This window comes from Aureimonas phyllosphaerae (genome assembly GCF_047943035.1).
GTDB classification, from domain to species: Bacteria; Pseudomonadota; Alphaproteobacteria; order Rhizobiales; family Rhizobiaceae; genus Aureimonas; species Aureimonas phyllosphaerae.
Map to the genome: position 1 here is coordinate 3,170,595 of NZ_CP181348.1, position 26,133 is coordinate 3,196,727.

The window sequence follows — 26,133 nt, forward strand, 5'->3', positions numbered from 1 at the left end:
GCCATGGCCCGCACCTCGATCCTCGGCGGCGCTACGCTGACGACGACCCTTCAGACGATCGTCACCAACGCGTCGGCCGATGCCAAGACGCGCGTCGTGGAACTCCGGTTCTCCAACATCGACGGCGTAAACCCGGCCGACATCACGCAGTGCATCCTGATCGACAGCAGCGCGTCGAACGCCCAGCGTCCGGTCATGGGCGTCAACACCACGGTGCGAGCACGAGAAACGCTTTCCACCAACGTGACGCTCGATCCCGGCGACAGCATCCAGTCGGCGGCGTCTGCCGGCGGCGACATCTACCTGCTCGTTACCAAGATCCATGAGGAGGCTGCATGACCGCGTTTCGCAGCGGGCTTGATCGGCCCGTCAAGCGGTCGAGCGATCGGATTGGCGGCGGCATCCTCGGCCAGGTCTGGTTCGCGGGAACACCCGTCACGCAGGTCAAGCAAAGCGTCGTGCCGGACGGCGCTGCCTATGCCTTCGTTGAAGGACTTGGCCGGGGTGGGCTCGCTTTCACTGGCGGCTCTAATCCTGCCGCAGCTATTAGCGGCGGTGGCGCTGGTGAGGATGCAATCGTCGCGGTGTCGCCTGGCGCAAACCTGACGATCGATGCCTCCCACGCTGCAGTCATGGCAACCACGATCACGATCAGCGACAAGTTGGTTCTGACGGCGGCAAGCGCTCCCGATGCCGGCAACACTCGAGGGGCTGCAGGGGCCGGCAAGTATCCTGGAACGCAAGGCACCCTTTCGCCGCGCGTCGGCGGCAACGGAGGCGGTCGCTTCGGCGGGGCTGGTGGGCAAAGGGGTTCAAGCTCACAGCAACCCGGTGCAGGACTCGGCGCTGGCGAGGTTACAACCCAAAATGGACAGCTGTTTCCTGGAGGTTTCGGCGTCGGCTGCGTGACGTTCTTCACCTCCTATGACGATGCGCTGGCGTTCGCGAAAGCTGTCTACGGCAGCTCGTGGGTGCCGTGACCGGACCTCCTCCGATCGCCTGAAATCGATTGCCTTCCGCACGGGCGCCCTCAGAGGCGTTTTTTTCGTGCCCGCCATCCTGTGAGGCCCCATGGTCCAGAATACCCGTGACAGCAACCTTCTGAACACCGAATGGACGCAGGTCGCCTCAGGGGTGTCGGACGTCTACGTCTCGCTGGAGACGCGGGTGGCGCCCGTCCTGATCCGCGTCGCCGAAAGCACGCCGGCCTCAGGCGTCGACACCGGCCACACGCTGACGAACCTCAACCCCGCCATGTCCTTCATCGGGCTGACCGCCGCGCAGAAAGTCTATGCGCGAGCCGTGGTCGGCTCGTCGAAGATCTGCATCTCGTAACCGGAGCCTCCCATGCCTGCCTTCTCTTCTCGCATGGCTGGCGCTGCGGCGTCGTCCGGTTCCGGTTCTGGCACGCCCGGCGGTGGCGGTGCGTCGGCGACCGACCTTGCCCGCCTCATGTCTCGCGCTTTTCTGCCGGAGGCGTTCAGCGCGCTCGGCAACGATCCGACGAAGGACGACGCGCCCGGCCTTCAGGCGGCCCTCGACGCGGCCTCGGTCGCTAACTCGGGTCTCGGGGGCGTCGTCTCGCTCGATCCGAACCGGACCTACTATCCGAAGTCGAAGCTGTCCTTCGATCCCAGCCGGACCATGCTGCTCGGCAATGGCGCGCGCATCGACTTCCGCGGCAAGAGCTTCACCGACCCGGCGCTGTCGCCCGAGCTCGTCGGCAACTATTCGTTCGATCAGGACGGCTCCGGTTGGGTCGTGACGTCCAACTCGAACCGGCAGCCGGTCTTCGCCAACGGCGAGATGCGCTTCGACGCGCCGTCGGACGTCTACTCGTTCCTCGAGGTCGGCCGACAGATCGCGGCGCCCGCCGGGGCCAAGCTGCGCGTCGTCGTCGAGGTCGGCTACATCAACACGATCACCGTCGGGGCGAACACCTACCGCTCCATCACGGTCGGCTTTCGCGCCGGCAACCTTGCAACGGGCGGCGTGTCGGGTAAGTCGAAGACGATCTCGAACCAGGACGGCGCCTACAAGCCGGGCGCCTTCATCCAGTACGACGTTGGCATCCTGACGGCCAACCCGTTCCTGCGCATCCAGACCAGCGCGAACATGAGCATCCGCTCGATTAGCGTGAAGGTGCTGCCCGACAACACCTGCTTCCTGATCCAGACGCCGACCGGCGGGCGCCTGCGCGGCCACAACGAGCGCGAGGTCAGCAACCTGAAGCTGGCGGGTCGATCCGACCAGTCGTCGTTCGTTGACATGTTCGAGTTCGAGACGCCGACGGAGAGTTTTGCCTCGCGCGTGAACTTCTACAACGTCGATGCGTCCGAGGGCGTCGGGCGGGGCCTTCTCTTCGGCAACCGCGCCTACCTCATGAACTTCCACTCCTGCCGGTTCACTGCGGCTCTGGCCTGCGTCGAGACGATGGAGAACCCGGACGATGCCGGCGAGAACATCGCCTTCTTTGGCGGCAACCTCGGCGCCGGGCAATGCGGCATTCGCAACCGGGGCATGGCGTTCCGCCTGTTCGGCACCTCGATCGACTTCTCGCGCCAGTTCTATGTCGGCACAGGCACGCTGGAAGCGCATGGCGGCTGGTTCGAGACCAACCAGCACACGGCCGATGATGCCGCTGTCGCTGGCTTCTCCGAGACGCAGTACCGCTTCGACGTCCAAGGCGGGACGCTGAAGCTGTATGGCGGGCTCATCCAGGTCGACGGATCTACCACGCCGCAGGCCGAGGCCATCTTCCGGATCGCCAAGAACGCGACGGTCGATATGGAGGGGACCGACGTCTACAACATGCGCACGACCAGCGGTGCATGGGCGGTGGGCGATGGGCGGATCAAGTCGAAGATCCGCGGCGGCACGGGCAAGGAAACCGAGCCGGTCCTGTCGCGCACGTCGCTGAACAACCGCATCCTCGGCGACCTCGACAACCAGCCGGTCATCGTCAACGCCTGGCTCACCTCGACGTCGAAGCAAAAGCAGCCGGATCGCCGAACCATCCAGTGGGGACCGGTGAAGGCGTTCACCGGCACGCTGACGCGCGGCTCGGTGCAGATCAACACCGGCGACAACACCGGCCTCGTCGTCGGGATGACCATTGAGGGCGATGGTGTCATTCCGGGAACTTCGATCACGGCGGTGAACGGCAGTGCGTCGATCACGCTGTCGAACCCGGTCGGTGGGAACGGCCTGAAGTCGTTGACGGCCTACGGCGCTGTGAATGCGACGGCAGTCATGACGGCCGACGACGTCGTGTTCCGCACCGGCGGCCGCTCGCTGAAGGTGCAGAAGACAGGCATCGGGACGACATCGCTTCTCGCGTACGTCGCAGTCCCGGTCGAGCGCGGGCATGCCGCCGGGGGCGAGCTGTACCTGAAGGTGCTTGGGGGGCTTAGTGGCAACCAGTCGCTGTTCTTCGATACCTACTTCGCGGCGCTGGCACAGGGCGACAGTTCGGACGCGCCGATTGTCTCGGCGACGCGGCAGGCCATCACCAATCAGGTCATCGCGCTCGATCTCGCCGCCGGTCTCGACTGGACGCGCCTGTCCTGGAAGACGACCCGCGTCGACGCGACGGCGGCTCACGATGGCTACGCGCCGGAATGGGCCACGCACATCGTGCTCGCCTTCAACATGGCCTCGATGCCGAACGGCTTCACCATGCACCTCGATGACATCGTGGCCAGCTCGTTCTGAACGAAGAATGACCCGAGCGAAGGATTGAACTCCGCTCGGGCAGAACAGCAAACCGGTTCCCCAACATGCTTGCTGCTGAGCGGTGAGCTAGGGCGCGATGCTTGCGCGAGTATTGCGCTGCAGCGTCCTTCCCCTGCGACCTTTCCGCATCGTCAATCCAAGAGTGGAGGCCTTCGGCCATGTCCGCATTCTCAAACTACCTCGAAGCCGCGATCTGCAACTGGCTGCGTGGCACCGCGATGCCGAGCGCTCCCGCAGCCCTCTACGTCGCTCTGTTCAATGGTGATCCAACCGATACGGGCACCGGCGGCACTGAGGTGACGGCGACGATCCGCGCCGCGGGCCGGGTGGCGGGTGCTTTCGGTGCCCCGAACGATGGCGTGATCAAGAACTCGGCCGTCGTGAACTACGGCGCAGCGGCGGCCTCGGCGACCGTCTCGCACTTCGCCCTGTTCGATGCGGCGAGCGGCGGCAACCTTCTGATGTACGGGGCGCTGACCGGCGGTGCGCAGTCGATCGGCGCCAACACCAACGTCTCGTTCCCGGTCGACAGCCTGACCCTCACGGTGCAGTAAGCGAGGGCCCGCGCCATGACGACCAATCCCATCGCGATCGGCTTCGATTGGCGCCAGGCCTTCGATTTCCCCGAAGGCTTCTTCCAGCCGGGCGATCAGGTGCGGGCGGAGTTTCGCCAGTACGCGTCCGATCGACTGCCGCTTGCCACGGCCATCACGCGCATCGAAGGGGCGCGGCTGTTCGTGGAACTCGACGAGGCGCAGACGAGCGCCATGGCCCGACTTGCGAAGGACGCAGTCGTCACGAACTTCGTTGTCGATCGAGGCGGTGACGAGATCGCGATCGGCGTCATCGTCACTGTGCCGGTCGTGCTGCTGCCGACGAGGCCTCGCGCATGAACGCGATCGTCATCACCCCGGCGACCGGCCAGCCGATCACGGTACGTCCTGCCGAAGGCGTACCCGTCAAGGTCGTGCCCGTCCTGACGGCCCCGATCGACATTGCGGGCGTAGCGGGCATCCCAGGCGCCTCGGCACCGGCGGTCGTGGATTTCTCGAGCACGCAGTCGCCGGACGGCGTCGTGACGGTGCGCGTCATCATGTCGGACGGCGTGGTGCACGAGTTCGAGTTCCAGGGCGGAAGCGCGCTGCCGCCGATCGAACTCGCTTTGGTGGGCTCGGCCGCAGGCTCCGCCGCTGCAATCGGTTCGCTGCGAGCGGATCGCGAGATCGCCGGTGCTGCGTTCGGGACGGCCACAGTCTCGGCGACGCTCGGCGCGTGGCTCGATCTCGCCGCTGTTGCTGCTGCGTCTGGTTCGGCGACGGCACGTCTTGCGGCCGCCCTTGACCTCTCCGGCACCGCATCAGGCAGGGCGACGACGGCGGGGCAGCTTTCCGTCGCGCTTGAACTCGCTGGCGCGGCTATTGGCCGGGCGCAAGCGTCGGGCATGCTGCGTCTCGGCACCGATCTGACGCTGCAGGCGATGGCGACCGGACGGGCGACCGCTGACGGCATGCTGCTTCTCGACCTCACCATCGTCGCCACGGCGGTCGGGCGGGGCACGGCATCCGGCACGGTCCAGGCTTCGTCGGAACGGGCGGGCGCGGCGACGGGCATAGGGCAGGCGTCCGGGGCCCTTCTCGCTGCGACGGCTCTGGCCGGCAGTGCGACGGGCGTTGGACTAACGTCTGGTGCGCTGCTGCTCGAGGCCGGCGGCAGCTATGATGCCGATGCCCAGGCCGCCTTCAACGCGATGACGGTGCAGCCGAGCTCGCAGCGCAAGTGGCTCTACAACGCACTGATCCTCAACCTGAAAGCCGACGGTCTCTGGTCGAAGCTCGACTGGCTTTGCATCATGGCGGCACACGACGCGCAGACCGCTCGTCTCAACCTTCGCGCGCCCGCCAAGTCGCTCGCCGCGGTCAACACGCCTGCCTTCGTCGTCGATCGAGGCTATGCTGGCGACAACCTGTCCTCGCATCTCAGCTTCGGCGAAGCGTTCAACGCGACGGGGAACGTCTACGCCCTGAACTCGGCGCATCTTGGCGTCTGGTGCTCGGGGCAGGGGGCGACGGACGGACTGCGGAACCACATCGGCTCGTCGCAGTCGACCCGTAGCTTCATCCAGCCGCATACGTCCGGCGCTGGACAGGCTCGCATTAACGACTCGGCCTCGTTCAATCTCGGCGCGGCAGAGACCTCGCTCGGCGGCCGCATACTGACCCGCACGGGCGCTCTTGCTCGAGCCTACTATCGCAACGGCGCGCAGGGTCAGGCTGACATGACCACATCGTCAGCGATCCCAACTGGTCCCGCATACCTACTCAGGAATGGCGCCGGTTACACGGACGACCGTCTGTCGGCGGCGACGACCGGATCCGGCCTGACCGCTTCGGAAGTGCAGGCCCTGCACAACCGCATCAACACCTTCCTCACCAACGTTGGAGCCGTCTGATGGCCAACCTTCGCCCGTTCCTGCTTATGGACAAGCTACAGGCCGCCCGCTTCCGCGAGGAAACGGCCAATGACGAGAACCAGCTCGATCCGGTGCCCGTCCGCGGTGGTCCGCACATCAACAAGTTCGTGCTGCCGGAGCGCGTCATCTTCGACCCGGCATTCGAGGATCGACGCGACGCTTTCCGCATGCTGACGGTCGTATCGCTCGACACAGACGAGGCGTTCCCGCCCGAGCCGCCGCTCGAGGACGGTATGCGCGCCGCAAGGTAAGGTTACGAAAGTGATCCCCTTAACTGGCACGCGAATTTGATTGACGCGTGAATGCCCTCGGTCGTACGGAATGTGAACTATACACGCTGGGGATGTTCGATGTCTGCGCCACTGCCACCAAGCAGCCGTGTCTATTTTCTCGACGCGGCGCGGGCAGTGATGCTGTTGCTGGGCATCCCCTTCCACGTCTCAGAAATCTATCGCGTCTCGAACGGCTACTCGATTGACTCGCCGGATGCGTCCTACCTCGCGAGTGCTATAAGCGCTGCAGTCCATGTGTTCCGAATGCCTGCCTTCTTCATCCTAAGTGGCTTCTTCGCAGCGATGCTGCTCCAGAAGGGCACGCCGGAGAGTTGGATGAAAGGGAGGACCTGGAAGCTCGGGATACCGTTGGTCGCAACGACCCTACTGCTCGGATGGTTTGAGAATAGCATCGCCCTGTATCACCAAGACGGTATCTCATGGAGTTCGGCGTGGGCCTTGGCGACCGACGCCCCCATCTCAGAATGGGTGCATCACCGATGGTTTTTGGTCACCCTGTTGATGTACTGCGGCACGTTCGCGCTTTTGCACCCGCGTTTGGCCGTTAGCGCAGCCGCTAGTCAAGATCGATCCGGGAATAGCTTGATTGCCAAAGTCGGCATCCTTGTTGGTTTGATGCTCGCGCCTTTCCTGGCAATCGTAGCAGGGAAAGTGGCTGGCGAATGGTTCTGGATTGCTCCCACGCTCAAGCAGTATGCAAACTTGTATGTAAAGTACCTGCCGTTTTTCGCGATCGGCTACTGGACTTTTTCGACCCGTCGATCCTTTGAGGGCCTTTTGCACATCAAGCGCTGGGAACTTCCCATTGCTGCACTTGCCCTCTTGTCGTATTTCGTGACGTACTTCGCTTTCTATCCCGATGGCCCGTCCGGAAGCTCCGCAGTCGATAGGATTTTCACGCTCGTCCGCATATCGGTGGAGTGCCTTGCGGGGTTCTACGCCGCCAAATTCTTCTATGTTGCGATGCGGTTGATTCTGAACCGACGTTCTCGGACGGTATCGTACTTCGTAGAGGCGTCATTCTGCATTTACCTAGTTCACGAGGTCTTCCTACTTGCATTTGGTGGGGCGCTTCTCGACATCGGATTGGATCCTTACATCGAGATGGCTCTGATCTGTGGGGGGACGGTGATCGGATCCGTCGTCGTGTTTGAGATCGTGAGACGGTCCACCCTCCTCAGTGTTCTCTTCAACGGGGGGCCTGTTCCCAAGCTCCGGCCTGCGGGGAACCAGGGCCTTGGGGCTGCGGAAGCGAAAGCGTAATTCGTGATGAGGATCGAAGGAGGCGGCGTTGATCTACGCTGTCGAGTTTTGGATCTGCTGGAAGGTCGGTAGCGCTGCACTATCCGCCGCCGATGGTCTTGCTTGGCTCATTTCGGTTTCCCGAAAAGAAAATCGAAGACGCCGGACACAAAGCGGAAAGGGGCCCATATTGGCGGCTCATTCGGCGCCTGCTCCCTGGCAAGATTCCACCCCGCGTCAGTTAGGGCATATTCGATCCGATCATCTGTGACGGTGACATAGGATCTCTCCGTCATATACCCGAGGCTAAGAGCTGCCTGCAGCGCTCGCACTTCCTCGCTGGAAGATAAACCCGGAATGATTGTGATCGCACCACCGTCACGTGCGGCGAGCCGGCAGTAATCTCGGATCAACACAAGATCCGGACTGAACGTGTATGCGTTCATAACATCCTCCGACAACGTTGCGACCGCTGCGTTGTAGAGGGCTGATCAGCCAACCTGCAATCCCCAAACAGTCAGCCCTGACCCGCCCCCAGCCGAGCTTTCTCATGCCGCCGCCCTGCGTCAAAAGATTGAGTTCCCCGTCTGCCTCGCGATCGGGGCAGCGGTTCTCGATCTTTTTAACTATTTGGTTATTCTGTTCAGGCAGCGTTCACGCTTGCCGACCAAGGCGGCCCGGGAAACAGAGTTGCCCGTTCCCCGGGCCTGACGACAAGCCGGTTCCCCAACAAGCTTGTCGCTGCGCCGCAATTTATCTCATTGCGGCGCAGCCACCATCCTGCGTTTCAATTCGTGGTTGATGTGTGGCCGCAGCGTCATCAACGCGCCAAAGAGCTGCCACTCTCACTTCAAAGGGCGACCCGCCCGGAGCTCTAGATACCGGACGGGTCTACACATCGGCTACCCAAGTTGCCGATGCGATGAGGAAAACGACAAGCCAGCCGCGCAGGGCAAAGCCTCAGCCCCGCTCAGTTGCTTGGTTGCGGCGCTCGCGCCAAACGTTGAGCGAACGAGCTAGGACTACCCCAAGTACGGCTCCTCCGGCCTTCACCAGCGCATCGCTCGGTCTTGCATGTCTGCTTGGGGATAGCGCTTGCAGGAATTCGAAACCTCCGGCAGCAACGGTGAGCGCCACGCCTACGGATAGCCATTGTTTGGGGTAGGCGAAAACGAAGAGTGCTGAGAGGATGGTGAAGGCCAGCGCCCGGTCATAGCTGACCTGAACAATGTCATGGGGGCGGAATTCCATCGGCGAGACGGTAATGAAGACGATGACTGACAGTGCGAGCCATGCCGCGAGCTGCAGCAATCGCGGCAGTGCGCGCTCGGCAAACGATCTCAAGACCTCCATCGTTTACCGTGCCAATTCAAAGGAAAAGAACCGCGTCACCCAAACTGGAGATTAGGTGACGCGGCAAGAAACCTTCCATGCGGGGACGCGATGGAAGTTCCGTTGCCCTAGCGTAACCGCCTAGAGAAGCACAAGTCGTGCGTGTAGGTTATGTCCAGGGTTGCGGTTGGTACGAAATTCGCCTCACTCCACAGCGACCCGCTTGACCACTTCATGTGGGGCCGAGGATCAAGCGGGTCTTCGCGTTCGGACCATAGGAGCGAGGACGCGAGCCTGAAGTTCGCCAGCTCCGACGGTCGGAGTCAACCGAACAGTGAATGGCTGGGTCAGTGCTGCAGATGACGCAGGTTGATCGCCTGTGAACGCGCTTCGACACTTTCAACATTCGGCAGGCGCCTAGGCAGAAGGATCGACCATGTCACTCTGCCGGCGCGCGGTACTGCTAACACCTCTTTCCGAAAACGATCTGCAGATCCTGTGTCGGCCACTTTGAGCAATCTGGAGGCGTCTCGCGATTTGTGGAACACGCTAGAGAACCTGACGGAGGCGTCGGCAATCCTGCCTGCGGTGAACGTAAGATCCTTTGCCTGGCTGGGCATTCCGACGATGCCGAGCAAGCAGGCAAGTAGGACGGATTTCATTCTGCCTTCCGCCACAGCGCCCTCCCAAAACTAGAGCAACCCGCCCGGAGCTGGCGGAACCAGACGGGTCTTCGCGGGAATACCGTAGGAAGGTGCTCGCGATCGGCCAAGTTCGCCCGCGTCAAACCGCAGAGTCAATCCCGCCTCAAATGACGACCCGCTCGGCGTCAACTTAGGGGGTCGATTGCCGAGCGGGTCTCCGCGCCGAGCTCAGCAGGAGGTTGGCGCGAGGCAGATCATCCCGCAAACAGCTTAAGAAATCACCCGTACCCCAAATGGCGGGGTGCTGAAACGAGAAAGGCGCCGGGTGCTTGGAGGCCCGACGCCTTTCGCTTGTCGGACCTACGCAACGCGCCCGACTGCTAGGTCGTAGATGACCACAGTACGCTTAACGATTCGTTCCGCTCTGCTGAGGGCAAAAAAGGACGGGGTTCTCTGCCCGCGGGGTGTGGGAAATCCGCTCAACAACCTTACATGCTCTGGAGGAGTCAAAAAGGCTCAGACCTAACGACAAGAGCTGCCGCCGAGTAGCCGCCAAAGTTTGGACTTCGGGAGGGACACCGAAATGCAGAATGAAGCGCTAGCAACGCGCCCAACAGCCAAACCTGCCTTTCACCGAACAGCCAACAGCGGAACGCCAGAGCGACTGCGTCCCGCCTCAGGCCTTCTTCTCGGCCTTCTCCTGTCCAGTGTCGTTTGGCTTCTGTTGCTCGTTTTGTGGCTGTAGGTTCGACACCATAGACCGCGGGCGGAAAGGCACAACGGTCGGCCCCTTCTGCAAGTAGGCGTCGACCCAGGTTGGTCTTTCAACAGGCTTGGGGGAGCGGTATTGCCAGGCTCCCTTTCGGTTTCTGCGCCTCAGCACCCACTGCAGCCAAACAATTCTGTAGGTTTTCGTCCCATACCAAACGGGCAATGATACAGGGCGCCACGCGAACCATCTCGACCAAGGCGCCGGGCGGTAGATGGGCCGCTTGCTGTACTGCATTGCAAAAAACCTAAAGTCTTAAGGTGTTGGTGGGCCTGGAGCAATTGATTTACCAATATCCGCCGGATCGACAATAGTTCGATTTAGGATTGGTTAAGACGTGACACGCAAGGCGCCCTACTCGGGCGCCTTTTCTCTTTCCGAAAGGCCTCTTCCATGACCCTCGTCGCCAACTGGCGCCGGGTGCTTTCGCGCGCCTGGTCCGTCCGGTTCCTGATCCTCGCCTTCGGGCTGTCGGCGCTGGAGTTCATTCTCCAGACGTTCGGTGAGAGCCTGCCGATCCCGACCCGAGGCTACACGCTTCTGACCGGCCTTACGATCGGCGCTGCTTTCGTTGCTCGCCTCGTCGCGCAGTCCTCGCTGTCCGGAGGCCGTAATGCCGATCGGTAAAATTGCAGCCTCCAAGCGAGGCAAGGCAGCGGTGTTCGGCGCCGTCCTCGCGGCGGCTGCCGGCGGGTGGGCGGCCTACGTTGCGACGCAACCGTCCGTCACGCCTGCGGTTGTGCGCACTGCCATCGCGAAGGGCATCACTCCGCCGGCCGTGCAACTCGCGGTCGATCGGCTGATCAAGCCATGGGAAGGTCTGGTGCTGACCTCGCACTGGGATCCCTACGCGAAGATCTGGGACATCTGCTACGGCGAGACCCGCATCAACGGGAAGCCCGTCACGGCCGGGATGCGCTTCACCAAAGCCGAGTGCGAGCAGATGCTCAATCGGCGTGTGATCTCCGACTACTTCCTGCCGCTCGTCGATCGCGTGAAGGGGTACAACGACGCGCCGATCAGCGTGCAGGCCTCGCTCCTGTCCGGCGCCTACAACTTCGGCGTCGGCGCTGCGGTCGGGTCCACGGCGGCGCGCCACGTCTCCGCCGGTCGATATGCGCAAGCCTGCGCGGCGCAGACCGCGTTCAGCAAGGCTGGCGGCCAGGTCGTCAAAGGGCTCGTGAAACGCCGCGAGATGGGCGACGCGCAGCGACTTGGCGAGGCCGAAACCTGCCTGTCGGGGCTGAAGTGATGGGCGCCCTCGAGGCCATCAAGGCCGCGATCGTCCTCGTCGTCGGCCTTGTGATCGGCTGGCTCGTCGGCGGGCTCTACGCCGAACTCGTGTCGCTGCCGGCGGCGCGCGAGGCCGGTGTGCAATCCGAGCGCGTAGTCTGGGAGACCCGGCAGCGTGAAGCCGAGGCAAAGGCCGAAGCGGATCGCCGCGCGGCGCAGTCCCGTATCGATGCGATCGAGCGCGACTTCCACCAGCGCGAGACCGAGCGCCTTGCCCAGCTATCCAACCTTGAAGCTGCCCTCGACCAGGAGGCCAACCGTGTCCCGATCCCGTCTGCCGCTGACCGCGGCGCTGTTGCTTGCCGCCCTGCCGTTCCTCGGGGCCTGCGCAACGCGCTCGACGGTATCGGTCGCGCCGCGCCTCGCAACGATCCCGCAGGCGCTCCTGCTGCCGTGCGCTGATGCAGTGGCGCTTCCCGAGCGCGACCTGACGACAGCCGAGACCGTGCGGCTGTGGGGCAGGGACCGGCAAGCGCTCGGCGCCTGCCGCGATAGACACAACGCGCTCGCCGATGCGGCGGTCGCGCTTCAATCCCAGGGCTCGCCCTGACGCGTACGAAAGGCAGAGCCGGTGGCTGACGACAACGACGACCCGCCGCGCCGGCTGGCCGAGCGCATCATGCGAGACGAACGAGACCCGCCGCATGTCGGTCGGGGTGAACCGTACTACCCCCCATCGGGAGCCGTGCAATGGCTGGACGAGGAAGACAGGGAGAGGGTCGAGAACCTGATCCGAATGGAGCCGGACATCGCCGAGATGGTGCAGGCGCGGCGCTCCTGGGCGTTGGTGATGGCAACGCTCAAGACGGTGGCCGTCTGGCTGACTGCTATGTCCGGCGGTCTGCTTGTCGTGCGCGAGATCCTGAAGGGGCTAAGCAAATGAGCCGCCTGCGTCGCATTCTCACGTTCCCGAACACGGTTGCCGCGATCGTCTGCGCCCTGATGCTGCCCCCGGCTTACTGGTTGATCATCGACCGCGAGCCGGTCGCCTCGAGCGTCTCCGAAGTCCTCAGCCGCGACGTTCGGCAGGGCGACTTCCTCCAGATCGACTACGACGTCGTGTGGGCGTCGCGCTGCGAGATCGTGGCGTTCCGCTACATCATCGATGAGATGCAGGTGGAGTGGCCGATCTCGCGCTCTGAACGGGTCGTCGAAAAGGGTCGGCAGAGGTTCACGATCCGGGTGCCGGTGCCGATGGCGGCGGCGCCGGGCAAGGCCGTCTATAAGGGAACGCTGCGCTTCGCCTGCAATCCGATGCAGCGCCTGTTCCCGCTCGAGCAGGATCTACGGCCGCGCGAGTTTACGATCCTGGTGAACGAGGAACTCGCTTGGCGTCGCCGGAAGGACGCCCAAGGCGGTGCCCCGGCGCTGCGACGCTTCGCAGGGCTCGGCTAGCGCTTCGCCGCCCGCCAGCCGGCAGCCTGCGCCTCCGCCGCCGAGCAAAACCACCGTTCGCCGCGGCGCTCGTCGATCTTCGTCTTCTCGTAGGCGTCCTGTCCGGGCATGTGATAGATCCGACCGGACTTCGAGATGTTGCCCTTAATCGTGCAGCCCTTCGGCTGGTCATGAGCAACCTGCTCGGACGCCATCCGCGCACCGCGGCGCCACTTCGACGGCTCGGTGAACGTGCCCTGCCAGATGCCGCGCCTGGCTGCACGGGCATCAGCCTCGGCGTCGCTGTAGCGGCCATCCGAGTACTGCCTGTACTCGACCGCCCAGCCGGCGCGGACCATCTCCGCGTTGACGACCTCCCCGCCGCGCGCGGTGCACTCGGCAACGATGCGGCCGTAGCGATCGCGGTCCTCTTCCGTGCAGCTGACGTGGCCGGATCGGCCGATGAGCTCCGCCAGGAAGTCCGCCGACCGCGATCCGCAGAGATAGCGCTTGCCGTTGGCGTCATCGCACGTCTGGCCGCTCTCAGGCGCGTCGATGCCGTAGAGACGGATCCGCTCTTTCGTGCCGGCCACCTCGATCGTGTCGCCGTCGGTCACGGTCGCCAGGCCTTCGATCGTCTGTGCGACTGCTGGTGTCGCGAGAAGGCAGGCCATAAGGGCCGGCGCAATCCAACGTCTCATTCCGGCTTTTCACCCTTCTGGCGCTTCAGTTCCTGCTCGAGGCGATCTACTGCACGCTCCCAGCCCTCCAGACGCTGCTCGTCCGTGATGACCGTTGGCACATGCACCTCGCGGACGCCGTGTGATCTCCGCGCGAGGAAGGTGCGCCAGGGATTGTCGTCGCTCATGGTGTCAGGTCCTTCCCACTTCGCGGATGGTCCGCCCTCGTGCGGTCAGGCGAAACCAGACCGTGCCGCGCCAGCCGGACGATGCCTCAACCAGACCCATGTGCGAAAGTTCGTAGCAGGCGACAAGCACGGCGTCCGACAGTTGCTCGGCCTCCTGGCCTACGCTGTCCATGTGACCGTGGCCGTCATCGAGCCGCACGAGCGCGCGGATCTGGATCGGTGTCAGCTTGGAGAGATGCGGCATCGATGTCCCCTTTTCGATCTTGTCGAATCGTCCGAACGTTCTCTATCCGTTCTCGATGCCCCCGCGCGACAACCATGGTCTGTTTCTTGATGACGCTCAACGGCTCGGCCTGGTCGTCGAGGTCGCATGCAACTTCTGCCGGACGACGCGCTACTACAGCCCGGCTGACATGCGGGTGCTCCTCGGGAACGTCGAGGTCGACAGTCTACGCCGGCGCCTGAAGTGCGAGGATTGCGGGAAGCGCGATTACGTCGAGGTCATCGGCAAGGACCTTCCGGCTCACGAGAAGAACGGGAAGGTGCTGCGGAAGCTGACGTCGATTCAGGTGCTCAGGCGGCCGGTCTGGAAAGACGTGCCGATGTGATACTGCCGTCTGGATTGCGCCCCATCCCCCGAGGAAGCACAGGGGGGACGGGGAGGGCAAGGGGTTAGGCGGATCGCTTGCTGCTTCGCTCTTCCCATATCCCGTACCCTTTGCCGAAGACGCACCCGCCAGCGAAGGCAAAGACCGCGATCGATCCAATGTCGGCTTTCGCGATTTCGACAATGATGCTGGTTATGAGCGTCAGGAGGCCTACGAACATCATCTGTCGTGGCTTCATCGCGCTTCACCTTCTTCCTTGCTGGAAGCGGGAGCCTCGGGGGAGAGGAGGGAGCGGCCGGCTGGGGTGATGGAAAGCAGCATCGTGCTCGTCTTCCAGATTGAGCCTCGCTGCCTCTCCGCCAGACCATCGCGCAGCAATCGAATTGCAGGCTTGTAGCTTGCCGAACAGCGTCGATCTCCCGCGGCCAGTAGCCCAAGATAGTCGTGCTGCGCCTTCGTCAGCTTCACCGTCATGCTTCGCTCCCTCCCTGTCTCTGTCTCCAGCCGATCTCTGAGGGGGTGGGGGAGCGGGAGGGAACCTCGTCATCTTCGAAGTCGCTTGAAAGAGTGTCGGTTTCTCCGACACCCTCGCCCCCGCACGTATCGCACTCGTCCCAATCGACTTCCTCAAAGCCGACCGGCGACTGGCAGACGGCGCAGAAGCTGCCGAACGGCGTGTGCATCAGGTAGCTGCGCCTCATCTCTCCACCTCTCGTTCTCGCCAAGACCAGCCGAAGGGGACGGATAGGGGGAGGGGGATCATGCGGCCTCCCCGAAGATGTCGAGTTGTTTGCCCTGCCGATCGAACCGAATACCCTTGGCGCTCGGATCGTAGCGATCGAATGGGACGTTCCGGTATGCTCGCGTCACAACCCATCGCTGGAAGCGCTTGTGGGGGCGGCTCGTCTGATCAAACGGCATCGGATACGGGTCGATGCCTCGCGCCACCATCGCGTCGAAGCGGTGGAAAATGCGCTCCCATGTCTCCTTTCTGTCGTAGCCGATCAGCATGTACGCCATGAGCTGCGTCGGGCGGATGCCAGCCCGCTCCAGCGTATCCACACCTCGCATGAACACGCCTTCGTCCTTGAGGTTGTCCCACGCGACGTAGAGGCGGCGCTTGCCGAACGAGGCATCGCGGAAATCCACAGAGGCCAGCGCTTCGGCAACCTCATCCGTCACCATCCGGACGTTAATACCCTGGCTGAACGACAGCTTGAAGCCGCCCGTCCTCGCCTCCTCGATCCGCTCGCGCCACCACGGCTGGCCGAAAAAGTCGTTGTCGAGAAGGTGAATGTGTTTCGGTCGCCCGTTGCCGCGCCAGATGTCGTGCAGCGTGCCGACAGAACGGTTCGCACCTTCTTTCTTCGGGACGACGCAGAACCTGCATTTCAGCCGGCATCCACGCTGCGTGTAGCCTAGCGATGCGTTGAAGTCGGGCCAGAACGTGAAGTCGGCCAGATCGGTCACACCGGGCGCGATCTTCTCGACCGTCCGTTCCCCGTCAGGATCTACGCCTGTCCCGCCGATCGCCGCTTCGGGGAAATTGGCGGCGAAGCGCTCAACTTTCTCCTTGCTGAACGCAAAGATCGAACTGCCATAGGCGAAGTCGTAGCGCTTGGGCTCGAACACGTCGCGCGTAGCTGAACGCGAGAAATGGACCTCGTGCCCCTGCTGCCGATGCCACGCCCCGAGGCGTGCGAGGGCGAGGTTTGGCAGCTTGCCGTCAATCTGCGTTAGGCGCACTGACGCGCTCATTCCGCCCCTCCAGCATAGAGGGCAGAGCCGATGGCGAAGGGGGCGGGCGGTCTCGCGTCGAACGCGCGATGCAGCTCGTAGCGTTCGGACGCGCGGAACGGCCGCACCAGAACGGACGAGCAACATCCTCCGGTGATATTCCGGTGATCCTGTCGGCGGATTGTTTGCGGTTCGCTCTTTGTGCCCGGTTCTGCGGATTGACTTTGACCGTCAGCCGCCGCAAATGCCTTGCACGGTCGGCTTCTCGATCTGTCGGAGCGTAGCGCAGTCTGGTAGCGCATCTGGTTTGGGACCAGAGGGTCGCAGGTTCGAATCCTGCCGCTCCGACCATATCTGGAACACCGCAGGACAACGTATTCGGAGACGGCGAGAACATGGTGGCCCGCATCTATCGTCCGGCCCGCACGGCCATGCAGTCGGGCAAGGGAAGAACCCGCGAGTGGCTCTTCCTCTACGAGCCGGAAGACCCGAAGACCGTCGAGCCGCTGATGGGCTATACGTCCTCGCGCGACATGCGCTCGCAGGTGCGCCTCTCGTTCGAGACCAAGGAACTCGCGATCGAGTATGCCGAGCGCAACGGGATCCCGTATCGCGTCGAGGAACAGCATATCGCCGGACGTCCTAAGGTCTCCTATTCCGACAACTTCCGATACGATCGCGCACAGCCCTGGACGCATTGACCGGTCCGGCGCGTTCGGCCCCGTAGCTCAGAGGATAGAGCACCGGCCTTCTAAGCCGATGGTCGCAGGTTCGAATCCTGCCGGGGTCGCCAGCGTCCATTGGTGCCGAGTCCACTAGAGACTTCTGTCCATCCGAGCTCCAGGAGTCGCCGGCAGCGACCTGCGGGCGCGGGATCATGTGCTCTCGACGGGCTAGTCTCTGATGCCCACCAGATTGGCGATCGACCTTGCTTAGATCAACGCCGTGAGCTCTCCAGGAGAGGTCTGACTCCCTGCTGCCCCTGGTTCGCAGATCAGCTGACGGGCTCGCGGTAGGACACGTCGCCGAAGCCCTCCATCATCCGGCGTGCGCCGCTGCGGCTCACCTCGCGGAAAGTTTTTGGAACTGTCGGGCTCGGACCGGTTTTGGCTTCAGACGAAATAGTTCGGAATGCCATGAATGAACGTGATCCCGGATAATCCGGCAATCCGCCACGGCGGCGAAACGCTGCCGCTCGTCGAGGTCAGGGGACACAGTCTTCCGTTGCAAGCCGGCAATGCCTTCCTCGGCGACTTGGCCAGCGGTTCGCGGTTCCGTGAGCTTCTGCGGGAAGAAAGGCACAGGATCGAGGTTCGCGAAGCGCCTCCATTCGGGCACGATCGAACTCACGAGATCGGGGGCGACGAACTCGATGCCGCGCTATTAGAGCGGGCGACAACGCCCGAGGGGCGGATCATCGATCAGGCGATCCAAACCTTCTCCCGACATCTGGCCGATGTTCTGGTCCGGTTTCTCGACACGGCCGACTGGGAGGGAACACAACGGATCGCCTGCGGCGGCGGTTTGATGGAAGGCTTGGTTGGGGCTGAAATCGTCGAGCGGACGACACGGCTTCTGCAAGAAGGCGAAAAGCCCGTTCCACTCAGCCGACTGCATCATGCCCCCGACGAGGCCGGAATGATCGGCTGGGCCTACGCGGCCCCTTCGTCCGTCATCCAGCAGGCACCAGGCTTCGTTGCTGTCGACATCGGTGGAACCAACATCCGCTGGAGCACCGTTCGCCACAAGGGCGCGCCGGCGTCGTCAGCCGAGCCGGAAGTCGTTCACCACCAGAAGTGGGGCCACGCCGAGGAGGGTGTCGATCGCGAGGCTCTTCTGGACCGACTGGTCGACGGCATCGCCGAGATGTTGCGCCGGGCCGAGCAGGACGGGCTGCATCTTTCAGCGCTCATCGGTATCTCTTGCCCGGGTGTGATGCGCTCCGACGGCAAATTCTCGGACGGCTGCCAGAACCTGCCGGGCGCGTGGTGCGATCCGTCCTTCTCGCTACCGCAGGAAATCGATGACCGCCTTGAACAGAAGGGCATACGCGAAAAAATCGTGGCGCTTCACAACGACGCGGTGATTCAGGCGCTCAGCGAATGGCCCCGGATGAAGGATGTCGAGCGCTGGGCTGCCGTCACGATGGGGACCGGGCTCGGCAACTGCAGCTTCGTCAATCGGTAAGGAGAGACGGGCCCTCGAAAGGGCTCGACTGCCTCAGCGTTCGATCACCAGATCGCTGTTCGGCTTGGAGCAACACAAGAGCACCATGCCCGCATCGATCTCGCGTTGTCGAATGCCGCCCTGATGCGTCATCGCGACCGTCCCCGAGACCTTTTTCGATTTGCACGTGCCGCACATCCCCTTCGAGCAGGATGACGGCAGCCGCATGCCCGCTCGCTTGGCCGCCTCGAGCACGGTCATGGTCTCCGGGACCTCGACGCTGCGCCGCGTCTTCGTGAACTCGACCGTATAGGTCCGGACCGTGGGCCCGGCTTCCGTTTCCAGTTGTACCTCGGCCTCAGCCGCGACTGCCTTCTCCGACGCCGTCAGCGTCTCGAAGTTGAAGCTTTCGTCGTGGTAGCGCGCCATCTCGTAGCCGGCTTCGGCCAGGATCGCCTTTACGGCCGCCATGTACGGGGCCGGACCGCAGACAAAGACCTCGCGCTCGCGGAAATCAGGCGCGACGACATCGAGAATGCCGCGCGTGAGGAAGCCTCTCAGCCCGCTCGACGGAGCGAGCGGGGACACGTTCTGGACGATCGGAACGAAGCGGAAGGCGTCGTCGACGCGCGCCATTCCCTCCAGTTCCTCGCGAAAGATGATGTCGGCGGGCGATCGCGCGTTGTGGATGAAGACGATGTCTTCTCGCTGCCCGAGATCGTGGAATGTTCGCGCCATCGACATCAACGGCGTGATGCCGCTGCCGCCGGAGAGGAAAAGGTACTTGGAGGCGGGCAGATCGGCGCAGGTGAAGTCACCCATCGGGCCGACAGCACGAATGCGCATACCGGGCTTAAAGCTGTCGTGCAGCCAATTCGAGACCGGCCCGCCCGGAACCCGCTTGACCGTGAAGCTGATGCGGTCGGGACGCGTCGGAGCCGAAGAGATCGTGTAGCAGCGATAGATGGTTTCGCCATCGATCTCGAAGGCGTAGGTCATGAACTGACCCGGCTTGAAGCGGAAGCGGCCTGGCGCCGCCGGCTTCAGGACGAACGTCTTGACGTCATGGGTCTCATCGCGCACCGCCTGGCAGACGAGAGTATCGTCCGCCTCGCTGTCCCACAGCCCGTCGGCGAGCTCGATCGAGGCCGAACCCGAATTGCCTCCACCCGCGGCCTCGCTCATTTCGTGATGTAGTCCGTCATGCGGGCGACGTACCAACGGATGAATTTCTCCACGAGCATTTCGGTATTGGGCGAATAGGGGCCGGGCTCGTAGGCAGGGCTGAGCGCGCCCTGCTGGCACATCTCGACAAGAGCTGCATCCTGCGCGTTGGTCGCGGTCCAGACCTCAATCAGCCGATCGATCTCGTAGTCCACGCCTTCGACCGCGTCCTTGTTGACCAACCATTTGGTGCGGACCAGCGTGCGTCCTTCATCGAGCGGCAGGACCGAGAAGGTGACGATGTGGTCGCCGAGGAAATGATGCCAGGAATTCGGTTGCGTCCAGAAGGACAGGCCGCCGAGTTTGGCGGTGCTGAAGCGCCCAAGCGGGACGCTGCACGCCGCGCGCGTGTCCATCGTGTGGCTCTCGCCATCGCCGTCGAGCGGCAGTCGCTCGGTGCGGAAGCCGCTGACGCGGGTGTCGAGTTCCTCGACCTCGCGCGAGGGGAGGCCCATCCTCTCCCACTCGTCATGGCTTGTGGCCCGCAGCGCGTCGTAGCGCTGCGCATTCTCCAGATCGATCGGGTCCATTTCCTCCGGAGAGAAGCCGAAGCCGTAGGCGAAAAGCGGGACCGTCAACTCGGGATGATTGGCCTCGCAGTGGTAGCACTCGCGATTGTTCTCGAGCGTCAGCTTCCAGTTGCCCATTTCGATCAGATCGCTCTGGTAGGCGATCTTGGTGCCGCGCACGTTGTGAGGTGCGATGTAGGGGGCCATGCGGGCGGCGAGCTGGTCAAAGTCCTCGGGCGGGTTGTCCGCGAGGCAGACGAAGAGCAGCCCCTCCAGCGAGCGGAGATTGACCGGCTTCAAACCCTTGCAGGACGGATCGAAGTCCGACCCCATGTGCGGCGCATGCACGAGATGACCGTCGAGACCGTAGGTCCAGGAGTGATAGCGGCAGACGAGGTTGCCCACCGTCGTCTTCTCCTCGTCCACGAGACGGGCGCCGCGGTGCCGGCAAACGTTGAAGAAGGCGCGAACCTCGTTGTCATCGTCGCGAACGATTAGGATCGACGCCTTGCCGATTTCGACCGTCGCGACGTCGCCGGGCTCGGGTACGTCGGGCTCGACGCCGACATAGATCCAGTGGCGGTAGAAGATCGCTTCCATATCCGCCGCGAACACCTCCGGCGAGGTGTAGAAGGGCGCATCGAGGCTGTGTCCGGGGCGGCGCCCCAAGACCAAAGACTCCAGCGTATCCAGCTTGTTGAGCATGACCGACCGCGACTCCCCGCAGCAAGGCTAGCAGCCTCTTCAGCTTGGAAGAATTCTCGCTTTCGCAGCGTCCGTCTTGAACGACGACGACAGCTAATTTAGCTTTTGCGACATCGCGCTCGCTTGGTGCACCGTGACGGTCGGTTCGGATTCCCAACTCTTCGGTTTCATGCTGACCGAGAGCTTCTCGATGATCGCGTTCACCGCGGCCGTCGAGCCGCTCAGACTCGCCAACCGGGCTGCCGATCGTCGTCTCTACGATTGGAAGCTCTTTGCTTCTGACGGCCTTGCGGCCGAAGCTTCGAACGGCGTGCGGGTTGCCGTCGACGGATCCTTTCGCGATGCCCTGGGGCTGAATGCCGTGGTCGTCTGCGCCGGCGTGAACGTTCACCTTCACGACCATCACGACCTGATACCGACGTTGCGCAAGCTCGCGAAATCCGGGGTCAAGGCCGGCGCGGTCTGCACGGGTGCCTACGTGCTCGCGAAGGCGCGGCTGCTCGACGGCTATCGCTGCACGATCCACTGGGAGAACCGCCCGGGTTTGCGGGCGGACTTTCCTGATCTCGACGTCGGGGACGACTTGTTCGAGATCGATAGAGATCGCTTCACCTGCGCCGGGGGCGTGGCGGCGGCCGATATGATGCTGTCACTCATCCGCCGCGACTTTGGCGATGCGCTCGCACGGGCGGTTGCCGATCAGATGATCCACAAGCGCATCCGCGACGCCGACGAACCCCAGCGCCCCGATCTGGGAACGCGGTCCATCAACCCCCATCCGAAGGTCCAGCGCGTTCTGACGCTCATGGAGGCATCGATCGAACGTCCGACGAGCATCGATGAGCTCGCTCGGAGCGTCGCGTTGTCGTCACGTCAGCTCGAACGGTTGTTTCTGGAACACGTGGCGGTGTCGCCGACGCGCCACTACGTCAACATTCGGCTCGAGCATGCTCGGAAACTTCTGCGGCAAACGCGGATGAGCATTCTCGACGTGGCGATGGCGAGCGGCTTTAATTCTGCGTCGTACTTTTCGCAAAGCTATCTCGAGCGGTTCGGCCACTCTCCTCGAGCGGAGCGCAAGGTCACGCCGGCGTAACGCTCAGCCGCTGGCCAAGGCGTCGAAATCGATGATCTCGGGTTTGTGACCGGTCGCCTCGACCACGCGAAGCAGATCACCACTGGCGAGTGACATCGTGGCCGTATTGACGAGGGGATGGACGGTGATGCGCGGATGCGCCAGCATGTCTTTCGCCAGCACGAGTTGCACCGCTCCGGACTTGTCGTTCACGAGGGCGAGGGGACTGACCGAACCCTGAACGACGCTGAGCGACTCCATCAAGGTGTCGGCGCTGGCGAAGGAGAATTTCTTCGCGCCGAGGTGAGCTGCCAGAGCTTTCAGGTCGAGCCGACGATCCGTCGGAACGCAGACCAGCCAAAGGCTCCCCTTCGCGCCTTTCAGAAGCAGATTCTTCGTGTGGACGCCGTCCAGCGAGTTCCAGAAGGGCAGGGCTTCTTCCACCGTGTGGACGGGCGGATGCTCGATCTCGACGGGCTCGATGCCGAGGCGATTGAAGATGGCTGCGAGTTCTGCGCGTGCGTCGGACATGGACACCATTCGATTGCCTGGGCGCTCGTTTCGCGCGCCGAGATCGGAATTCGACGTCCGGCTCTAGCAGCCTGCGCTGTCGACTGCACGCGCGGTCACATCCTCGGCGAGCGAAAACGTCGGTCGACCGCACGGAGGGTCAGGGACCGACCATCGCAGCGACGACTTTTGGAAGCGACAGGCAGCCCAGTGCCTCTCCCCGAGGATCCCGCACGACGATCATCGATTTGCCGGAGGCCAGGAGGCTCGAAACCGCCGTTTCCAGGAGCGTGCTGCACGGCAGTTCGATGCCGTCGACGTCCGGAGGGATCGCCTGCCGTTCCACGACGGCGGACAGCTGCACGACCTTGCCGCGGTTCACATGGCGGACGAATTCCATGATGTACTCGTCGGCGGGTGAGAGGACGATTTCCTGGCCCGTACCCTGCTGGACGACTTCCCCATCCCGCAGGATGGCGATCCGGTCGCCAAGGCGCAGGGCCTCGTCCAGGTCATGCGTGATGAAGACGATGGTCTTGCGAATCTCCTTCTGGAGCTCGAGCAGGATCGACTGCATGTCGACGCGGATCAGCGGATCGAGGGCGGAGAAGGCCTCGTCCATCAGCAGGATCGGCGCATCGTTGACGAGGGCGCGGGCAAGGCCCACGCGCTGCTGCATGCCGCCGGACAGCTGGTGAGGATAGTGGTTCTCGAAGCCGGACAGACCGACCCGGCTGAGCCAGTGCATCGCCGCGTCGACCTGTTGCGCACGCGGGACACCCTGTAGCTGCAGCCCGTAGACGGCGTTGTCGAGCACGGTCCGGTGCGGCAGCAGACCGAACTGCTGAAACACCATCGCCGTCTTGTGGCGCCGGAACTCGCGCAGCTCCTTCGGCGACATCTTGCAGACGTCGACCCCCGCGACAAGCACCTCGCCGACACTCGGGTCGATCAGGCGGTTGATGTGTCGGATCAGGGTCGACTTGCCGGAGCCCGAGAGGCCCATGATCACCTGGATCGCTCCGGCCGGCATGGAGATGTTGATGTCGTTGAGACCAAGGACGTGCTTGTGCACATCCATGATCTCCTGCTTCGTCACGCCCTGCTTCAACAGCGGGACGATCTTATCAGGCGTCTTGCCGAAGACCTTGGAGAGGCCGCGGATTTCGATCGCGTGATCCTGCGTCTGTTCGCGGCGGGTAGGAGCCGCGCGCTGGAGGGGCGTCGCGGTATCAAGCATGCCCGAGCTCCTTGTGGCGCTGCAAACGCTGGCCGAATGCCTGGCTGATGCGGTCGAAGATGATCGCGATGCCGACGATCGCCAGACCGTTGAAGATGCCCATCGTGAAGTACTGGTTGTTGATGGCGCGCAGCACGGGCTGTCCGAGTCCCTGCACACCGATCATCGAAGCGATGACGACCATCGCGAGCGCCATCATGATGGTTTGGTTGATGCCCGTCATGATGGTTGGCATCGCCAACGGCAGCTGGACGTTGACGAGCTTTTGCCAGGACGACGACCCGAAGGCGTCCGAAGCTTCCAGCACTTCCTTGTTGACCAGCCGGATGCCGAGATCGGTCAGGCGAATGATCGGAGGAATGGCGTAGATCACCACGGCGATCAGCCCCGGCACGCGTCCAATGCCCATCAGCATCACCACCGGGATGAGATAGACGAAGCTCGGCAGGGTCTGCATCACGTCAAGGATCGGACTGATCACACTGCGGACGCGGCGCGAGGGCGCCATGGCGATGCCGACCGGAATGCCAACGACCAGCGAGATCAGCGTGCAGACGATGATCATCGAGATCGTCCGCATCGTGTCTTCCCACATGTCGAAATAGCCGATCAGCAGCAGCGTCACGACCGAGCCGATCACGATGGGCCAACGGCGGCTTGCCGCCCAGGCGAGGGCGGCAACGGCCAGGATGATCACCGGCCAGGGCGTGTTCAGCATGATCCATTCCATCCAGACCAGGAGGATCCGGAGCGGCTCGAACAGCGCCTGGATGGGATCGCCCCAAGCCCGAGTGAACGTGCGAAAGCTATCGTCGATGGTCGAGCGAAGCATTCGCAGATGGTTGTCGTCCATGTGCGGAAAGGTCCACAACCAGTCCATCGCGTCCCCCGTCGTCTGTTCGTCTCATCATCGGCCGAGCACTCGCGCCACTCGCGCGGGTGCCAACCAGAGGTCTGGATCAGGCGTCAGAGAGCCGCCTCGATCTTGGAAGCCGCTTCCGGCGTGACCCACTTCGTCCAGACGTCCTTCTTGGTCTCGAGGAAGTGCTTCGCGCCATCGTCACCGTTGGCCTGGTTGTCCGTCATCCATGCCAGCAGCTCGTTGACCGTCGCGTTCGACCACGACCGCTTGCCGAGATACGTCATCACCGGCTCGCCCGCGCGCTCGGCAAGCTTGGCGGTCACTACCGTATCGACGTTGTCGGCCACCCATTCATTGAGCTTCGGATCGGGGCAGTCGGCGTTGGAGTTGCAGCGCTTCCATTCCGCGGCATCGTGCGGGGCATCGAAGCCGAGGCGAACCATCGGATAGCGTCCCAGGATCGCAGTCGGGGCCCAATAATAGCCGAGCCAGCCCTGCTTGTTCTCGTTGGCGCGAGCGATCGATCCGTCGAGACCGGCGGACGAGCCGGTGTCGACCAGCGTGAAGCCCTTGTTGGCGGCATCGTAAGCCTTAAAGAACTGCGCGGTGACGACCGTGCCGCCCCATCCCTGCGGTCCGTTGAAGACGGCACCCTTGCTGGAGTCCTCCGGGTTCGGGAAGAGTTCCGGGTGCTTCAGCGCATCGCCGATGGTCTTGATGTCGGGATGGGCGTCCGCGACGTATTTCGGGATGAACCACCCTTGCTGCGCGCCGTCGGACAGGGCGTGACCGGTGGCGACGAGCTTCTTCTCGGCCAGACCGCGGTTGATGACCTCGGGCACAAGATCGACCCAGCCTTCCGGCGCGATATCCGGCTGACCTCGCTCGGCCATCGACGTCAGGGTCGGCACGGTATCCCCCGAAATGATCGAGACTTCGCAGCCGTAGCCATTTTCCAGGATGAACTTGTCGAGGCTGGCGAGCACTTCGGCGCTCTGCCAGTTCATCGCAGCCACGGTGACCTCGCTGCAGTCACCCGCGGCGTGAGCGGCGAGGGTGCCCACCGAACTGAACGCCAGCGCAAGAACGGTCGATGCCAAGAGATGCTTCATCAGTCGATACTCCTGCGGCGCGAGAACGGGGCCTACCCGGCGGCGCCATGTGCCGGGATGTGCTGGGGTCCTGATCCGATCGCGGCTCGAGCTCGATCCCGCGAACGAAGGAGACGGATGAGGGCGGGAGACCTGAATCCACCTCGATGCTCGGTGCGACTTCGGTCGCTTCGACCATGAGACTATCGGCGCACGGGGCAACCAATAGGATTATTGCGACGCTGGAATAGATTTATTGCGACGAACTGAGCACCAGCACCGCATCAATCGACGCTGGCTATTTTGTAATCAGGCAAGCGACTTTCCTCGATCCCCGTGGAGGAGAAGGAGTTGGGCCCCGGCGGCCCGGACCAGTTTCGATCGAA

At 63.3% G+C, this 26,133-nt stretch carries 32 protein-coding genes and 2 tRNA genes; 20 read left to right on the forward strand and 14 right to left on the reverse strand.

Annotated elements, in window-relative coordinates; genetic code table 11:
- Positions 1-3: 3 nt before the first annotated feature.
- From ACLNGM_RS15140 to ACLNGM_RS15180, 9 genes are all read left to right on the forward strand, one after another.
- Positions 4-339, forward strand: a complete 336-nt coding sequence (locus ACLNGM_RS15140; RefSeq protein ID WP_416355572.1) for a hypothetical protein — start codon at positions 4-6, stop codon at positions 337-339.
- Positions 336-980, forward strand: coding sequence for a hypothetical protein (locus ACLNGM_RS15145; protein ID WP_416355573.1), 645 nt, complete (start codon positions 336-338; stop codon positions 978-980). The genes ACLNGM_RS15140 and ACLNGM_RS15145 overlap by 4 nt, the downstream gene beginning before the upstream one ends.
- Before the next feature lie 91 nt (positions 981-1,071).
- Entirely contained in the window at positions 1,072-1,335 is a 264-nt protein-coding gene (locus ACLNGM_RS15150) for a hypothetical protein (protein ID WP_416355574.1), read from the forward strand.
- Positions 1,336-1,347: 12 nt separating this feature from the next.
- A complete protein-coding gene (locus ACLNGM_RS15155; RefSeq protein WP_416355575.1) occupies positions 1,348-3,714 on the forward strand; it encodes a hypothetical protein in 2,367 nt (788 codons plus the stop codon).
- A gap of 179 nt (positions 3,715-3,893) precedes the next feature.
- Positions 3,894-4,289, forward strand: coding sequence for a hypothetical protein (locus ACLNGM_RS15160; protein ID WP_416355576.1), 396 nt, complete (start codon positions 3,894-3,896; stop codon positions 4,287-4,289).
- Between the two features lie 15 nt (positions 4,290-4,304).
- On the forward strand, positions 4,305-4,628 hold the full coding sequence (locus tag ACLNGM_RS15165) for a hypothetical protein (RefSeq protein ID WP_416355577.1): 324 nt from the start codon (positions 4,305-4,307) through the stop codon (positions 4,626-4,628).
- A complete protein-coding gene (locus tag ACLNGM_RS15170; RefSeq protein ID WP_416355578.1) occupies positions 4,625-6,184 on the forward strand; it encodes a hypothetical protein in 1,560 nt (519 codons plus the stop codon). The genes ACLNGM_RS15165 and ACLNGM_RS15170 overlap by 4 nt, the downstream gene beginning before the upstream one ends.
- Positions 6,184-6,456 carry a hypothetical protein gene (locus ACLNGM_RS15175; RefSeq protein WP_416355579.1) on the forward strand — a complete coding sequence of 91 codons (273 nt, stop codon included), beginning with the start codon at positions 6,184-6,186 and terminating at the stop codon, positions 6,454-6,456. The genes ACLNGM_RS15170 and ACLNGM_RS15175 overlap by 1 nt, the downstream gene beginning before the upstream one ends.
- 99 nt (positions 6,457-6,555) lie before the next feature.
- Positions 6,556-7,761 (forward strand): acyltransferase family protein, encoded by a 1,206-nt coding sequence (locus ACLNGM_RS15180; protein ID WP_416355580.1) that lies wholly within the window; start codon positions 6,556-6,558, stop codon positions 7,759-7,761.
- A gap of 107 nt (positions 7,762-7,868) precedes the next feature.
- Here the strand turns inward: ACLNGM_RS15180 and ACLNGM_RS15185 are convergent, their stop codons facing one another.
- The 3 genes from ACLNGM_RS15185 to ACLNGM_RS15195 form a co-directional block, all read right to left on the reverse strand.
- The gene (locus ACLNGM_RS15185; protein ID WP_416355581.1) at positions 7,869-8,186 is read right to left on the reverse strand and encodes a hypothetical protein; all 318 of its coding nucleotides are present in this window, start codon (positions 8,184-8,186) and stop codon (positions 7,869-7,871) included.
- 514 nt (positions 8,187-8,700) lie between these two features.
- Positions 8,701-9,084 (reverse strand): VanZ family protein, encoded by a 384-nt coding sequence (locus tag ACLNGM_RS15190; RefSeq protein WP_416355582.1) that lies wholly within the window; start codon positions 9,082-9,084, stop codon positions 8,701-8,703.
- 335 nt (positions 9,085-9,419) lie between these two features.
- Positions 9,420-9,734, reverse strand: a complete 315-nt coding sequence (locus ACLNGM_RS15195; protein ID WP_416355583.1) for a hypothetical protein — start codon at positions 9,732-9,734, stop codon at positions 9,420-9,422.
- Between the two features lie 1,144 nt (positions 9,735-10,878).
- On the opposite strand from ACLNGM_RS15195, the gene ACLNGM_RS15200 reads away from it, so the two are divergent.
- The 5 genes from ACLNGM_RS15200 to ACLNGM_RS15220 all read left to right on the forward strand — a co-directional run bounded on the left by ACLNGM_RS15200 (position 10,879) and on the right by ACLNGM_RS15220 (position 13,173).
- Positions 10,879-11,112, forward strand: a complete 234-nt coding sequence (locus tag ACLNGM_RS15200; RefSeq protein WP_416355584.1) for a hypothetical protein — start codon at positions 10,879-10,881, stop codon at positions 11,110-11,112.
- Positions 11,099-11,737, forward strand: coding sequence for a lysozyme (locus ACLNGM_RS15205; RefSeq protein WP_416355585.1), 639 nt, complete (start codon positions 11,099-11,101; stop codon positions 11,735-11,737). Before ACLNGM_RS15200 ends, ACLNGM_RS15205 begins: the two co-directional genes overlap by 14 nt.
- The gene (locus ACLNGM_RS15210; RefSeq protein ID WP_416355586.1) at positions 11,737-12,180 is read left to right on the forward strand and encodes a hypothetical protein; all 444 of its coding nucleotides are present in this window, start codon (positions 11,737-11,739) and stop codon (positions 12,178-12,180) included. The genes ACLNGM_RS15205 and ACLNGM_RS15210 overlap by 1 nt, the downstream gene beginning before the upstream one ends.
- A 169-nt stretch (positions 12,181-12,349) precedes the next feature.
- Positions 12,350-12,661: a hypothetical protein gene (locus ACLNGM_RS15215; protein WP_416355587.1), complete on the forward strand. Its 312-nt coding sequence runs from the start codon at positions 12,350-12,352 to the stop codon at positions 12,659-12,661.
- Entirely contained in the window at positions 12,658-13,173 is a 516-nt protein-coding gene (locus tag ACLNGM_RS15220; RefSeq protein WP_416355588.1) for a hypothetical protein, read from the forward strand. Before ACLNGM_RS15215 ends, ACLNGM_RS15220 begins: the two co-directional genes overlap by 4 nt.
- On the opposite strand, the gene ACLNGM_RS15225 is transcribed toward ACLNGM_RS15220, so the two are convergent.
- From ACLNGM_RS15225 to ACLNGM_RS15235, 3 genes are read right to left on the reverse strand one after another with little or no spacing between them, the layout of a single operon-like run.
- On the reverse strand, positions 13,170-13,853 hold the full coding sequence (locus ACLNGM_RS15225) for a thermonuclease family protein (RefSeq protein ID WP_416355589.1): 684 nt from the start codon (positions 13,851-13,853) through the stop codon (positions 13,170-13,172). The genes ACLNGM_RS15220 and ACLNGM_RS15225 overlap by 4 nt on opposite strands.
- Positions 13,850-14,020 (reverse strand): hypothetical protein, encoded by a 171-nt coding sequence (locus tag ACLNGM_RS15230; protein WP_416355590.1) that lies wholly within the window; start codon positions 14,018-14,020, stop codon positions 13,850-13,852. The genes ACLNGM_RS15225 and ACLNGM_RS15230 overlap by 4 nt, the downstream gene beginning before the upstream one ends.
- Before the next feature lie 4 nt (positions 14,021-14,024).
- Positions 14,025-14,264 (reverse strand): hypothetical protein, encoded by a 240-nt coding sequence (locus ACLNGM_RS15235; protein ID WP_416355591.1) that lies wholly within the window; start codon positions 14,262-14,264, stop codon positions 14,025-14,027.
- Positions 14,265-14,283: 19 nt separating this feature from the next.
- Here ACLNGM_RS15235 and ACLNGM_RS15240 point away from each other — a divergent pair, with 19 nt between their 5' ends.
- Positions 14,284-14,628: a hypothetical protein gene (locus ACLNGM_RS15240; protein ID WP_416355592.1), complete on the forward strand. Its 345-nt coding sequence runs from the start codon at positions 14,284-14,286 to the stop codon at positions 14,626-14,628.
- 234 nt (positions 14,629-14,862) lie between these two features.
- Here the strand turns inward: ACLNGM_RS15240 and ACLNGM_RS15245 are convergent, their stop codons facing one another.
- Both ACLNGM_RS15245 and ACLNGM_RS15250 read right to left on the reverse strand, forming a co-directional pair.
- Positions 14,863-15,102, reverse strand: a complete 240-nt coding sequence (locus ACLNGM_RS15245; RefSeq protein WP_416355593.1) for a hypothetical protein — start codon at positions 15,100-15,102, stop codon at positions 14,863-14,865.
- Between the two features lie 285 nt (positions 15,103-15,387).
- Positions 15,388-16,386, reverse strand: a complete 999-nt coding sequence (locus ACLNGM_RS15250) for a hypothetical protein (RefSeq protein ID WP_416355594.1) — start codon at positions 16,384-16,386, stop codon at positions 15,388-15,390.
- A gap of 253 nt (positions 16,387-16,639) precedes the next feature.
- On the opposite strand from ACLNGM_RS15250, the gene ACLNGM_RS15255 reads away from it, so the two are divergent.
- From ACLNGM_RS15255 to ACLNGM_RS15270, 4 genes are all read left to right on the forward strand, one after another.
- Positions 16,640-16,716, forward strand: a tRNA-Pro gene (locus ACLNGM_RS15255).
- 44 nt (positions 16,717-16,760) lie between these two features.
- Positions 16,761-17,066, forward strand: coding sequence for an ETC complex I subunit (locus tag ACLNGM_RS15260; RefSeq protein ID WP_055884617.1), 306 nt, complete (start codon positions 16,761-16,763; stop codon positions 17,064-17,066).
- Positions 17,067-17,082: 16 nt separating this feature from the next.
- A tRNA-Arg gene (locus tag ACLNGM_RS15265) sits at positions 17,083-17,158 on the forward strand.
- Between the two features lie 347 nt (positions 17,159-17,505).
- On the forward strand, positions 17,506-18,552 hold the full coding sequence (locus ACLNGM_RS15270) for an ROK family protein (RefSeq protein WP_416355595.1): 1,047 nt from the start codon (positions 17,506-17,508) through the stop codon (positions 18,550-18,552).
- Positions 18,553-18,585: 33 nt separating this feature from the next.
- On the opposite strand, the gene ACLNGM_RS15275 is transcribed toward ACLNGM_RS15270, so the two are convergent.
- Positions 18,586-19,716, reverse strand: coding sequence for an FAD-binding oxidoreductase (locus tag ACLNGM_RS15275; RefSeq protein WP_416355596.1), 1,131 nt, complete (start codon positions 19,714-19,716; stop codon positions 18,586-18,588).
- Positions 19,713-20,969: an aromatic ring-hydroxylating oxygenase subunit alpha gene (locus ACLNGM_RS15280; protein ID WP_416355597.1), complete on the reverse strand. Its 1,257-nt coding sequence runs from the start codon at positions 20,967-20,969 to the stop codon at positions 19,713-19,715. Before ACLNGM_RS15280 ends, ACLNGM_RS15275 begins: the two co-directional genes overlap by 4 nt.
- A gap of 133 nt (positions 20,970-21,102) precedes the next feature.
- On the opposite strand from ACLNGM_RS15280, the gene ACLNGM_RS15285 reads away from it, so the two are divergent.
- Positions 21,103-22,065, forward strand: coding sequence for a GlxA family transcriptional regulator (locus ACLNGM_RS15285; RefSeq protein WP_416355598.1), 963 nt, complete (start codon positions 21,103-21,105; stop codon positions 22,063-22,065).
- A 3-nt stretch (positions 22,066-22,068) separates the two neighbouring features.
- Here the strand turns inward: ACLNGM_RS15285 and ACLNGM_RS15290 are convergent, their stop codons facing one another.
- From ACLNGM_RS15290 to ACLNGM_RS15305, 4 genes are all read right to left on the reverse strand, one after another.
- The gene (locus tag ACLNGM_RS15290) at positions 22,069-22,575 is read right to left on the reverse strand and encodes a prolyl-tRNA synthetase associated domain-containing protein (protein WP_416355599.1); all 507 of its coding nucleotides are present in this window, start codon (positions 22,573-22,575) and stop codon (positions 22,069-22,071) included.
- A gap of 139 nt (positions 22,576-22,714) precedes the next feature.
- Positions 22,715-23,794, reverse strand: a complete 1,080-nt coding sequence (locus ACLNGM_RS15295) for a quaternary amine ABC transporter ATP-binding protein (RefSeq protein ID WP_416355600.1) — start codon at positions 23,792-23,794, stop codon at positions 22,715-22,717.
- On the reverse strand, positions 23,787-24,674 hold the full coding sequence (locus tag ACLNGM_RS15300; protein WP_416355601.1) for an ABC transporter permease: 888 nt from the start codon (positions 24,672-24,674) through the stop codon (positions 23,787-23,789). The genes ACLNGM_RS15295 and ACLNGM_RS15300 overlap by 8 nt, the downstream gene beginning before the upstream one ends.
- A gap of 86 nt (positions 24,675-24,760) precedes the next feature.
- Positions 24,761-25,768 (reverse strand): ABC transporter substrate-binding protein, encoded by a 1,008-nt coding sequence (locus ACLNGM_RS15305; protein ID WP_416355602.1) that lies wholly within the window; start codon positions 25,766-25,768, stop codon positions 24,761-24,763.
- Positions 25,769-26,133 lie beyond the last annotated feature (365 nt).

Coding starts and splice junctions, on each gene's coding strand:
- ACLNGM_RS15295 (WP_416355600.1), bottom strand. CDS start 23,794: ATGCTTGATACCGCGACGCCCCTCCAGCGCGCGGCTCCTACCCGCCGC.
- ACLNGM_RS15170 (WP_416355578.1), top strand. CDS start 4,625: ATGAACGCGATCGTCATCACCCCGGCGACCGGCCAGCCGATCACGGTA.
- ACLNGM_RS15305 (WP_416355602.1), bottom strand. CDS start 25,768: ATGAAGCATCTCTTGGCATCGACCGTTCTTGCGCTGGCGTTCAGTTCG.
- ACLNGM_RS15150 (WP_416355574.1), top strand. CDS start 1,072: ATGGTCCAGAATACCCGTGACAGCAACCTTCTGAACACCGAATGGACG.
- ACLNGM_RS15250 (WP_416355594.1), bottom strand. CDS start 16,386: ATGAGCGCGTCAGTGCGCCTAACGCAGATTGACGGCAAGCTGCCAAAC.
- ACLNGM_RS15220 (WP_416355588.1), top strand. CDS start 12,658: ATGAGCCGCCTGCGTCGCATTCTCACGTTCCCGAACACGGTTGCCGCG.
- ACLNGM_RS15270 (WP_416355595.1), top strand. CDS start 17,506: ATGAACGTGATCCCGGATAATCCGGCAATCCGCCACGGCGGCGAAACG.
- ACLNGM_RS15275 (WP_416355596.1), bottom strand. CDS start 19,716: ATGAGCGAGGCCGCGGGTGGAGGCAATTCGGGTTCGGCCTCGATCGAG.
- ACLNGM_RS15160 (WP_416355576.1), top strand. CDS start 3,894: ATGTCCGCATTCTCAAACTACCTCGAAGCCGCGATCTGCAACTGGCTG.
- ACLNGM_RS15205 (WP_416355585.1), top strand. CDS start 11,099: ATGCCGATCGGTAAAATTGCAGCCTCCAAGCGAGGCAAGGCAGCGGTG.
- ACLNGM_RS15260 (WP_055884617.1), top strand. CDS start 16,761: ATGGTGGCCCGCATCTATCGTCCGGCCCGCACGGCCATGCAGTCGGGC.
- ACLNGM_RS15140 (WP_416355572.1), top strand. CDS start 4: ATGGCCCGCACCTCGATCCTCGGCGGCGCTACGCTGACGACGACCCTT.
- ACLNGM_RS15195 (WP_416355583.1), bottom strand. CDS start 9,734: ATGAAATCCGTCCTACTTGCCTGCTTGCTCGGCATCGTCGGAATGCCC.
- ACLNGM_RS15180 (WP_416355580.1), top strand. CDS start 6,556: ATGTCTGCGCCACTGCCACCAAGCAGCCGTGTCTATTTTCTCGACGCG.
- ACLNGM_RS15225 (WP_416355589.1), bottom strand. CDS start 13,853: ATGAGACGTTGGATTGCGCCGGCCCTTATGGCCTGCCTTCTCGCGACA.
- ACLNGM_RS15200 (WP_416355584.1), top strand. CDS start 10,879: ATGACCCTCGTCGCCAACTGGCGCCGGGTGCTTTCGCGCGCCTGGTCC.
- ACLNGM_RS15155 (WP_416355575.1), top strand. CDS start 1,348: ATGCCTGCCTTCTCTTCTCGCATGGCTGGCGCTGCGGCGTCGTCCGGT.
- ACLNGM_RS15280 (WP_416355597.1), bottom strand. CDS start 20,969: ATGCTCAACAAGCTGGATACGCTGGAGTCTTTGGTCTTGGGGCGCCGC.
- ACLNGM_RS15175 (WP_416355579.1), top strand. CDS start 6,184: ATGGCCAACCTTCGCCCGTTCCTGCTTATGGACAAGCTACAGGCCGCC.
- ACLNGM_RS15185 (WP_416355581.1), bottom strand. CDS start 8,186: ATGAACGCATACACGTTCAGTCCGGATCTTGTGTTGATCCGAGATTAC.
- ACLNGM_RS15210 (WP_416355586.1), top strand. CDS start 11,737: ATGGGCGCCCTCGAGGCCATCAAGGCCGCGATCGTCCTCGTCGTCGGC.
- ACLNGM_RS15245 (WP_416355593.1), bottom strand. CDS start 15,102: ATGACGGTGAAGCTGACGAAGGCGCAGCACGACTATCTTGGGCTACTG.
- ACLNGM_RS15145 (WP_416355573.1), top strand. CDS start 336: ATGACCGCGTTTCGCAGCGGGCTTGATCGGCCCGTCAAGCGGTCGAGC.
- ACLNGM_RS15235 (WP_416355591.1), bottom strand. CDS start 14,264: ATGCCGCATCTCTCCAAGCTGACACCGATCCAGATCCGCGCGCTCGTG.
- ACLNGM_RS15165 (WP_416355577.1), top strand. CDS start 4,305: ATGACGACCAATCCCATCGCGATCGGCTTCGATTGGCGCCAGGCCTTC.
- ACLNGM_RS15300 (WP_416355601.1), bottom strand. CDS start 24,674: ATGGACTGGTTGTGGACCTTTCCGCACATGGACGACAACCATCTGCGA.
- ACLNGM_RS15230 (WP_416355590.1), bottom strand. CDS start 14,020: ATGAGCGACGACAATCCCTGGCGCACCTTCCTCGCGCGGAGATCACAC.
- ACLNGM_RS15290 (WP_416355599.1), bottom strand. CDS start 22,575: ATGTCCGACGCACGCGCAGAACTCGCAGCCATCTTCAATCGCCTCGGC.